The sequence below is a fragment of the Nonomuraea sp. SBT364 genome (assembly GCF_001083785.1).
Classification (GTDB): domain Bacteria; phylum Actinomycetota; class Actinomycetes; order Streptosporangiales; family Streptosporangiaceae; genus Nonomuraea.
In genome coordinates this window covers 76474-85092 of record NZ_LAVL01000024.1, presented here as the reverse complement: position 1 = coordinate 85092, position 8619 = coordinate 76474, and the positions used below count along the sequence as shown (strand labels likewise).

Here is an 8619-nt window from a genome sequence, read left to right as displayed (position 1 = left end):
CAGCACGCGATCGACGTGGAGTTCGCCGCCCTCGTCCGCCGTCACCGGCTGGGCTTCCGGGGGGCCGCCGACATGGGCAGGTTCGCCAGGACCTTCAGCAAGAACCTGGCCACCACCGACCCCGCTGGGGCGCCGTCCAGGGGTTGGCGGCGTGCGGAGGAAGACCGGCGGGTGGCCAGGCCATGGCGGGGCGGGTGTCACCCTCCACCGGCATGGAGGGCTCCGAAGGCCCAGAGGACGCCGAAGGCGTTGAGGGCACGGAATGCGCCGAAGGCGTTGAGGGCAGCGGCGGTGCGGGGGGCGCTGACGGCACAGAGGGCGTCGACGGCGTGGTCGGCGGGGTGTCGGCGACGGAGAGCCAGGCCTCGGGGGGAGGCGCGTCGTCCTCGGGGGACGGCCACCCTTCGCGGGCGTGGGGCTCGCCCTCGACCGACAGCCACCCTTCCGCCTCCTCCACGGACGGCTCCGGGTAGGCCGCAGACGACTCCGGGTAGGCCGACGGGGGCCGGGCCTCGCCGGGCGGGACGTACGGCGTCGCCGGGTGCTCGCCCGAGGAGGCGTAGGGGTCGGCGCGATGGCCGCCCGGCGTGCCGTACGGCGAATCGCCCGAGGGTGGCTGATGGCCGAAGCTCGGCGGTGGCGTCGATGGTGCGGTCGCGGAGTCGGCTTCGCCACGCTCGTGCTCAGACCCGGGTCCCTGGCCACGCATAAGGGGAGCCTAGCGAGAGTCGCTAGATCGTTCCCTAGGTATGAGCGTTCCCGGTCGGATCGATCGTCCTGTTTGCGGGCTTAACTAGATCGATGGGCGATATCAGGTCGCGCGCATCCCGGTCAACGCCCGCCTGTCGAGGGCCTGAAAGACCGTTTCCTTGGTGATGTCCTCGGCTGCCTGGAAGAGGCGCTTCGATGACTTCTTGTCGGGCTTGACCCCGTCCTTGCTCTGGAACCACACCAGCACCGCGTAGTGCCCGTGCGCCCAGATCTTGGCGCCGCCGCTGCCGGAGCCGAGGAACTTGGTGATCTCGTCCTTGCCCGCCAGCGGCTTGACGTAGTCGGCGGTGCCGCCGGCCTTGGCCACCTTGGCGGCGCTCTTGGAGGTGTTGAGGTTGGCGACGCCGACGGTGCCGATCACCTTGCCGGACTTGTCGCGGAAGCTGGCCCGCATCATCTGGGTGCACTTGCCGCTCTTGAGGGCCTTGGCCATCTTGTCGCCGAGCACGCCGTCGGCGCACTTCTTGTCCTTGCTGGTGACCGTCATCTCGTAGGCGCGGCCGGAGACGGTGAACTTCTTGGCCCTGAACAGCTCCTTGACCGTGAGCGGGTCGGGGTCCGTACTGCGGCTGGCGGCATAGCCGAACTCGCCGGGAGGGGCCGACGGGAGCGGGGCGGAGGTGCGGCGGCCCGCGTCGGCGGAGGTCGCGGCGGGGTCGTCGGCGTTGAACATGATGGCGAGCCCGCCGCCGAGCAGGCCCAGCACCACGACGCCGGCGATCGCCGCCCAGAGCGGGCCGCGCGATCGGCTCTCCTCGTCGTAGGGGCTCCAGGTCTTCCTGGAGCGCCGGCCCTCAGGGTGGTCGGTCTCGGGTGCGGCCGGGGGCGCGTCGGTGCCGGGGTCCGCCGTGGGTGCGCCGGCCGGTGTGAAGGCGCCGGCGAAGGAACCGGTGTCGGCGTCGGCCTTGCGGTCCCTCCGGGAACGGCGGGGGGTGCGGTCCGTGCCGGTTTCACGTTCGTCGGGAAAACCCATGCGGAGACATTACCGTGCCAAGGTCATGAGCGTCCGAAGTCCTGAGTCCACCAGATGCCCTCGGCGCTCGACGCCACGCCGACGCCGATGGCCTTGAAGTCGCAACTGAGGATGTTGCGGCGGTGGTCGGGGCTGTCGAGCCAGCCGCGCACGGCCTCCTCGGCGGAGGTGTAGCCGCGGCCGATGTTCTCGGCGGCGCCGGCGGGGTAGCCGGCGCGCTCCATGCGGTCCCAGGGGGAGGAGCCGTCGGGCGACTCGTGCGTGAACTGGCCGGAGCGGGCCATCTCCAGCGAGTGTGTCCGGGCGGCCCTGGTCAGCCTGGCGTCGGTGCGCAGCGGGCCGCAGCCCTGCCTGGCCCTGGCGGTGTTGGTGAGGCGCACGACCTCGGAGGCCATCCCCGGCACGCTCTGGACCGGGTCGCTGTCACGCAGCACCTGGACCGGCTCGTCGGCGGTGTAGCCGGGGACCTGGTCGGTGGGGCTGGTGGTGGGCCTGGCCCTGGTCCGGGTGCGCGGCGTGGCCGTGGTCGTCTGCCGCGGCACCGCCTCGGCCATGGGCAGGGCGGCCTTCTTCCGCACCGGCGCGGCGGCCTTGGGGGTGGGGGCCGGGGTGGCCTCGTTGAGGTAGATGTGGCCGGTCGGCACCGGGTCGCCCGACATGCGGCCGAGGAGCACGCCGGTGAACAGCGCGGCCATGAGGCAGGCCAGCAGACCCAGGTGGTTCCGGCGCCGTGCGCTCCGCTGGGTGTGCCGGGTGTGAGAACTCTGCCACATACCGCCACCAACGATAGGGATGTCTCGTCCTGGTGAAGAAGGGATCCCAGGGAACTGAAATAGAACCGTTCTGTGATCAGGTAGACTCGGCAAGGGTTACCGGTCTTTTGACCTGCCCCCGTTCGGGCGGGTAACCTAATCGTTCGTTGTGTGCATAGGTCCAGCGTGACCGATGCGCGGCGCGTCCGGCGTCATCTCCCATCTGTGCGGAGACGGAAGGTCCGGGCCGTCGTGTGCCCGCACCGACCGATCCCAGCGCTGTCGCATCCGGCAGCGCGCCGAAGACGCGAGCATAAAGAAGGCTACGACCGTGCGCACGTACTCACCGAAGCCCGCCGACGTCCAGCGTCAGTGGTACGTCATCGACGCGACCGATGTCGTGCTGGGCCGGCTGGCCAGCCACGTCGCGATCCTGCTCCGCGGCAAGCACAAGCCGATCTTCGCCAACCACGTCGACACCGGTGACTTCGTCATCGTCATCAACGCGGACAAGATCGCGCTCAGCGGCAACAAGCGTGAGCAGAAGAAGGCCTACCGCCACTCGGGTTACCCGGGCGGTCTGCGTTCCGTCAGCTATGGCGAGCTCATGGACAAGCGCCCGGACAAGGCCGTGGAGAAGGCCGTGAAGGGCATGCTGCCGAAGAACTCCCTCGGCCGGAAGATGGCCAAGAAGCTGAAGGTCTACGCGGGTTCCGAGCACCCGCACCAGGCCCAGCAGCCGGTGCCGTTCGAGATCACCCAGATCGCCCAGTAGTAGTTCGCGAAAGAGTTAGAGGAGAACCGTGGCTGAGCCCACCGGTGTCGAGACGGCCGTCGAGACGGCCGAGGTGGAGGACTTCTCCGGCGAGGAGTTCCCGTCCGAGTACACCACCGAATCCACCGCCAGCGCTGACGCCCCCGTGCGCAAGCCCGTCACCACGGGCAACTCGTACGGCACCGGTCGCCGTAAGGAGGCGATCGCCCGCGTGCGCATCGTCCCCGGCACCGGCAAGTGGACGATCAACGGTCGTTCGCTGGACGTCTACTTCCCGAACAAGGTCCACCAGCAGATCGTCAACGAGCCCTTCGTGGTGCTCGGAGCCGAGGAGGCGTTCGACGTCATCGCGCGCATCGACGGCGGCGGCGTGACCGGTCAGGCCGGCGCGCTGCGCATGGGTCTGTCCCGCGCCCTGGCGATCCTGGACGTCGAGGTCAACCGCCCGCCGCTGAAGAAGGCCGGCTTCCTCACCCGTGACGCCCGCGCCACGGAGCGGAAGAAGTACGGCCTCAAGAAGGCCCGCAAGGCTCCGCAGTACAGCAAGCGCTAAATTGGCGCGGCTGTTCGGCACCGACGGGGTGCGTGGGGTCGCGGGACGCGACCTCACGGCCGAGCTCGCCATGGACCTTTCGGTCGCGGCGGCTCACGTCCTCGGCGATGCAGGCGTGTTCACCGCCACCGGCTCCAGCGGCTCAGGCCGCAAACAGCGGCCGGTGGCGGTCGTAGGCCGGGACCCGCGTGCCTCGGGAGAGTTTCTCGAGGCCGCAGTGGTCGCCGGCCTCGCGTCGTCCGGAGTGGATGTGCTGCGCCTCGGCGTGCTGCCCACCCCGGCCGTCGCCCACCTCACCGCCGCGCTCGGCGCCGATCTCGGCGTCATGCTGTCGGCGTCGCACAACGCAGCGCCCGACAACGGCATCAAGTTCCTGGCCCGGGGCGGCTTCAAGCTGTCCGACGCGGTCGAGGACGAGATCGAGCGGCGCCTCGGCGAAGACTGGAGCCGTCCCGTCGGCTCGGCCGTCGGCCGGGTGCGCGACGCCTACGGTGAGGCCGACCGCTACATCACGCACGTCCTGGACACGGTGGCCGGGCGGCTCGACGGGCTCGACATCGTGGTCGACTGCGCTCACGGCGCGGCCCACATGGTCGCGCCCGAGGCGCTGCTGCGGGCGGGTGCCAGGGTCGAGGCGATCGGCGCCAGGCCCGACGGCCTCAACATCAACAACGGCTACGGCTCCACCCATCTGGACAAGCTCCAGCAGGTGGTGGTCTCGCGCGGCGCCGACCTCGGCATCGCCTACGACGGCGACGCCGACCGCTGCCTGGCGGTCGACCACACCGGCGCGATCGTCGACGGTGACCAGATCATGGCCGTCCTCGCCGCCGACATGCACGCCGCGGGCACCTTGGCCAAGGACACGGTGGTCGCGACCGTCATGTCCAACCTGGGCTTCAAGCTGGCCATGCGCGAGGCGGGCATCACGGTGGTGGAAACCGCCGTGGGCGACCGTTACGTGCTGGAGCGCATGAAGGGCGAGGGCTACAACCTGGGCGGCGAGCAGTCGGGGCACGTCATCATGCTCGACCACGCCACCACGGGCGACGGCCTGCTCACCTCGCTCCACCTGCTCTCGGTGGTGGCCCGGTCCGGGAGCACGCTGCGCGACCTGGCGTCCGTCATGACGGCCATGCCGCAGATCCTGATCAACGTCAAGGACGTCGACCGGGGCAAGGCTACGGCCGGCGAGCTCACCTCCGCGGTCGCCGAGGCGGAGTCGGAGCTGGGCGAGACGGGCCGGGTGCTGATCCGGCCCAGCGGCACCGAGCCGATGATCCGCGTGATGGTCGAGGCAGCCTCGGAGGAGCAGGCGACCAAGGTCGCCGAACGCCTCGCCGACGTGGTCCGCGTGGCCTGCGCCTGACGTTCTCTCCGGGTACGGGGGATCCCGTACCCGGAGAGCGGTCACTCGTCGCCGGTGAGTGAGAAGCCGCGCAGGCGGTGGCCCGCCCACAGGACGGCGCCGACGGTGACGACGACCAGGGCCGGGGCCGCGAAGCCGAACGTGACCTGCGTGGTGAGGAACGGCGAGTCGGAGATCTGGTCGGCGACCGTCTGGGCCCAGTATTGGATCGAGAACTTCTGCGCGCCGGGGACGAAGCCGCCGACGACGCTCTCCCAGACCAGGGCGTAGATGATGCCGATCGTGACCGCGTGGCGGGTGACGACGCCCAGCAGCAGGAAGACGGCGGCGTAGGCGATGCCGCCCACCAGGGCGCCGAGCGCGAAGCCGGGGGCGAGGCCGTCCTCGTTGCCGACCAGGAGCCAGGCGGCGACGTAGGTGGGGACCGCGGCGAACAGCGCCAGCAGCGAGGCCGCCACCAGGAACTTCGTCCGTGTGATGGCCGGGCGGGAGATCGGCTTGGACAGCAGGTGGATGACGGTGCCGTCGTCGATCTCGGGGGCGATGACGCCGGTGCCCGCGATGAGGCCGAGCAGCGGCAGCATGGTGCCGATGGCGAATTTCTCCATCAGGAGCACGGCCGTGCGCTGGTCGGCGCTGCCGACGATGCGGAGCAGCACGGCCAGGCCGATGAGGGCGAGCGGCAGGAGGAGCAGCAGGACGATGCGCCGCCTGCCGAGCAGGGCCCGGTAGGTGATGCCTGCGACCACGGTGTTCATCAGGTGCTCCTGGTGATCAGGTAGGAGAAGACGCTCTCCAGGTCCTCGTCGGCGGGTGACACCTCGTGCAGGTGGACGCCTTCGGCGCGGGCCACGCGGGGGAGCAGGCGGGCGAACCGCCGGAACTCCGTGGCCTGGACCTCGAGCCCGTCGGGGCCGAGCGTGACGCCGCCGGCCGAGTCGTCGAGGATGAGGGCCGCGGCCAGCTTGCGGTCGTCGCTGGAGCGGATCTTGAACAGGTGCGGCCTGTCGGTCATCAGGCGGCGGATCTCGCGGAAGTTGCCGGAGGCGGCGTGCCTGCCGGCGACCACGACCTCGATCTGCTGGGCGACCCGTTCGACCTCTTCGAGGATGTGCGAGCTGAACAGGATCGTCTTGCCGGCCGTGCCCATCGCGCGGATCAGGTCCATCAGGTGCATGCGCTGGCGCGGGTCCATGCCGTTGAAGGGCTCGTCCAGCAGGAGCACGTCGGGGTCGTGGACGAGCGCGGCGGCGACCTTGACGCGCTGGCGCATGCCCTTGGAGTAGGTCTCGACGCGGCGGTCCTTGGGCGTCTCCATCTCGACGGTGGCCAGGGCCTTGCGGGCGGCTTCGGCGGGGTCGGGCAGGCCGTGCAGCTTGGCGGCCGACAGGACGAACTGCCAGCCGGTCAGGAAGCCGTAGACGCCCTCCCGCTCCGGCACTAAGCCGATATTCCGGTAGATGTGGTGGTTCTTCCAGACGTTCTGGCCGTCCAGCGTGACCGTGCCGCCGGAGGGCGCCAGGAAGCCGGCCATCAGGTGCAGGAGCGTCGACTTGCCGGCGCCGTTGGGCCCGAGCAGCCCGGTGACCCCCGGCCCGATCGTCATCGTGACGTCGTTGACGGCCACGACGTTGCCGTACCAGCGCGACACCTGCGCGAGCTCGATCTTCATCGCGAGGCCGCCTTCCGGTAGCGGGCGGCCAGGACCGCCACGGCGACGCCGATGAGCGCCACCACGATGACGGCGGGGAGCGGGCCGCCGGGATAGGCGCCCTCGGCGTGGGAGGGGGTGTCGAACAGCCACACCTGCACGGCGTCGACCAGCCAGAACGGGTTCATCAGCCAGGCCCACGAAGCGGCGGAGTGGTAGCCGGACATCTCCAGCGCGCTGTAGATGATCGGCACCGACGCGGTGGACAGCAGGTAGACGGCGATGACCGAGGCGACGCCGAGACCGCGCCGGGGCGTCAGCGAGGCGAGCGCCAGGCCGAACGTGGCCAGCAGCACCGCCAGGACCAGCGACATGGACAGGGCGCCGAGGAACTCCTTGGTCTGCGGCGGCCCGTCGAGGTCGATGAGCAGCTCGCCCGCGTACATGAGCACCAGCGGCACCGCGAGCAGCAGGAACAGGGCCGCGGTCATGGCCGCGACCTTGGCCGCGACGTACGAGGTGACCGTGATCGGGCGCGACAGGTAGAGCGGCAGCACCCGGAAGCGCAGGTCGGGGGCGACGACGGTGGGCGCCTGCGAGGCCAGGAAGATCGCCACGATGGCCTGCATGATGACGGCGTAGCCGCTGTAGGTCATGGCCCGCTGCTGGATCAGCGCCATCGCGGCGATCGACACGACGGCGGGCACCAGCATGATGGTCGCCAGCGCGAACGGCATGATCTTGCTGCGCGCGGTGCGGCCGAGGCCGAAGATCGCGCGCAGGCTGTGCACGGCCAGCGCGCGCGTGGCGTGGCCGCCGCCGAGGCGGGGGCCGTCGTAGTGGCGATAGCCGATGTCGTAGATCTCAGACATGGGCCGTCTCCTCCCGGAAGACGTCCTCGATGCGGTGGCGGCCCTGCTCCAGCCGGATGAGGCACAGGTCGAGGTCGACGGCGGCGTCGCGGATCGCGTCGTAGGTGCCGGGGCCGGACACCTCGACCAGCAGCAGGCGGCCGTGCGGGCTGACCTTCTGGCCGAGCTCGGTCAGGCGCGCGGCCAGCGGCTCGGTGCCCTCGTCGACCTCGACCGTGACGGTCCGGGTGGCCTGGGTGAACTCGGTGATCGCCGAGGAGCGCAGCAACCGCCCGGCGTCGATGACGATCACGTGGTCGCAGATCCGCTCCAGCTCACCCAGCAGGTGCGAGGTGACGAGCACGCTGATGCCGAACTCGGTGCCGATGCGCCTGATCAGCGCGAGCATCTCGTCGCGGCCGCGCGGGTCGAGGCCGTTGGTCGGCTCGTCCAGGAAGATCAGCTTGGGGTCGTGCACGAGTGCCTGGGCCAGCTTGACCCGCTGCTTCATGCCGGTGGAGTAGCCGCCGATCGAGCGGTAGCGCTCCTCGGCCAGGCCCACGTGGCGCAGCACGTCGGCGGCGCGCTCGCGGGCGGCCGTGCGCGGCAGCCCGGACATCCGCGCCAGGTGCACCACGAACTCGGTGGCGGAGACGTCGGGCGGCAGGCACTCGTGCTCGGGCATGTAGCCGACGAGCCGGCGGATGTCGGCGCCCCGGGTGGCCACGTCGAGGTCGAGCACCTTGGCGGTGCCCGAGGAGGCGGGCAGCAGGCCGAGCAGGATCTTGATCAGTGTCGACTTGCCCGCGCCGTTCGCGCCGACGAGGCCGGTGACGCCGGTTCCGACGGTGACCGTGAGCTGGTCGAGCGCCGTGACGGTGGGGAAGCGTTTGGTCAGCCCCTCGGTGGCGAGGATGTGCATGC

At 70.6% G+C, this 8619-nt stretch carries 9 protein-coding genes; 3 read left to right on the top strand and 6 right to left on the bottom strand.

The features are described 5' to 3' along the window. Window positions 1–811: 811 nt before the first annotated feature. Together ADY59_RS14645 and ADY59_RS47530 are read right to left on the bottom strand one after the other, a co-directional pair. Window positions 812–1744, bottom strand: coding sequence for a hypothetical protein (locus ADY59_RS14645; protein WP_049562430.1), 933 nt, complete (start codon window positions 1742–1744; stop codon window positions 812–814). Window positions 1745–1767: 23 nt separating this feature from the next. Then, window positions 1768–2517, bottom strand: a complete 750-nt coding sequence (locus ADY59_RS47530; RefSeq protein WP_082310102.1) for a CAP domain-containing protein — start codon at window positions 2515–2517, stop codon at window positions 1768–1770. A 310-nt stretch (window positions 2518–2827) separates the two neighbouring features. Between ADY59_RS47530 and rplM the strand changes: the two genes are divergently transcribed. Genes rplM through glmM form a run of 3 tightly spaced genes read left to right on the top strand, consistent with a single transcriptional unit; the run spans window position 2828 to window position 5193 of the window. After that, on the top strand, window positions 2828–3271 hold the full coding sequence (rplM, locus tag ADY59_RS14635) for a 50S ribosomal protein L13 (protein WP_049562428.1): 444 nt from the start codon (window positions 2828–2830) through the stop codon (window positions 3269–3271). 28 nt (window positions 3272–3299) lie between these two features. Continuing rightward, window positions 3300–3824, top strand: a complete 525-nt coding sequence (gene rpsI, locus ADY59_RS14630; RefSeq protein WP_049562426.1) for a 30S ribosomal protein S9 — start codon at window positions 3300–3302, stop codon at window positions 3822–3824. A gap of 1 nt (window position 3825) precedes the next feature. Next, the gene (gene glmM, locus ADY59_RS14625; RefSeq protein WP_049562425.1) at window positions 3826–5193 is read left to right on the top strand and encodes a phosphoglucosamine mutase; all 1368 of its coding nucleotides are present in this window, start codon (window positions 3826–3828) and stop codon (window positions 5191–5193) included. 41 nt (window positions 5194–5234) lie between these two features. On the opposite strand, the gene ADY59_RS14620 is transcribed toward glmM, so the two are convergent. The 4 genes from ADY59_RS14620 to ADY59_RS14605 are packed head-to-tail and all read right to left on the bottom strand — an operon-like array spanning window position 5235 to window position 8617. Continuing rightward, a complete protein-coding gene (locus ADY59_RS14620; RefSeq protein ID WP_197093636.1) occupies window positions 5235–5951 on the bottom strand; it encodes an ABC transporter permease subunit in 717 nt (238 codons plus the stop codon). Continuing rightward, window positions 5951–6865 (bottom strand): ABC transporter ATP-binding protein, encoded by a 915-nt coding sequence (locus tag ADY59_RS14615; protein ID WP_049562422.1) that lies wholly within the window; start codon window positions 6863–6865, stop codon window positions 5951–5953. Before ADY59_RS14615 ends, ADY59_RS14620 begins: the two co-directional genes overlap by 1 nt. Then, the gene (locus ADY59_RS14610; protein WP_049562421.1) at window positions 6862–7716 is read right to left on the bottom strand and encodes a hypothetical protein; all 855 of its coding nucleotides are present in this window, start codon (window positions 7714–7716) and stop codon (window positions 6862–6864) included. Before ADY59_RS14610 ends, ADY59_RS14615 begins: the two co-directional genes overlap by 4 nt. Continuing rightward, window positions 7709–8617, bottom strand: a complete 909-nt coding sequence (locus ADY59_RS14605; RefSeq protein WP_049562419.1) for an ABC transporter ATP-binding protein — start codon at window positions 8615–8617, stop codon at window positions 7709–7711. Before ADY59_RS14605 ends, ADY59_RS14610 begins: the two co-directional genes overlap by 8 nt. Between the last annotated feature and the right edge of the window lie 2 nt (window positions 8618–8619).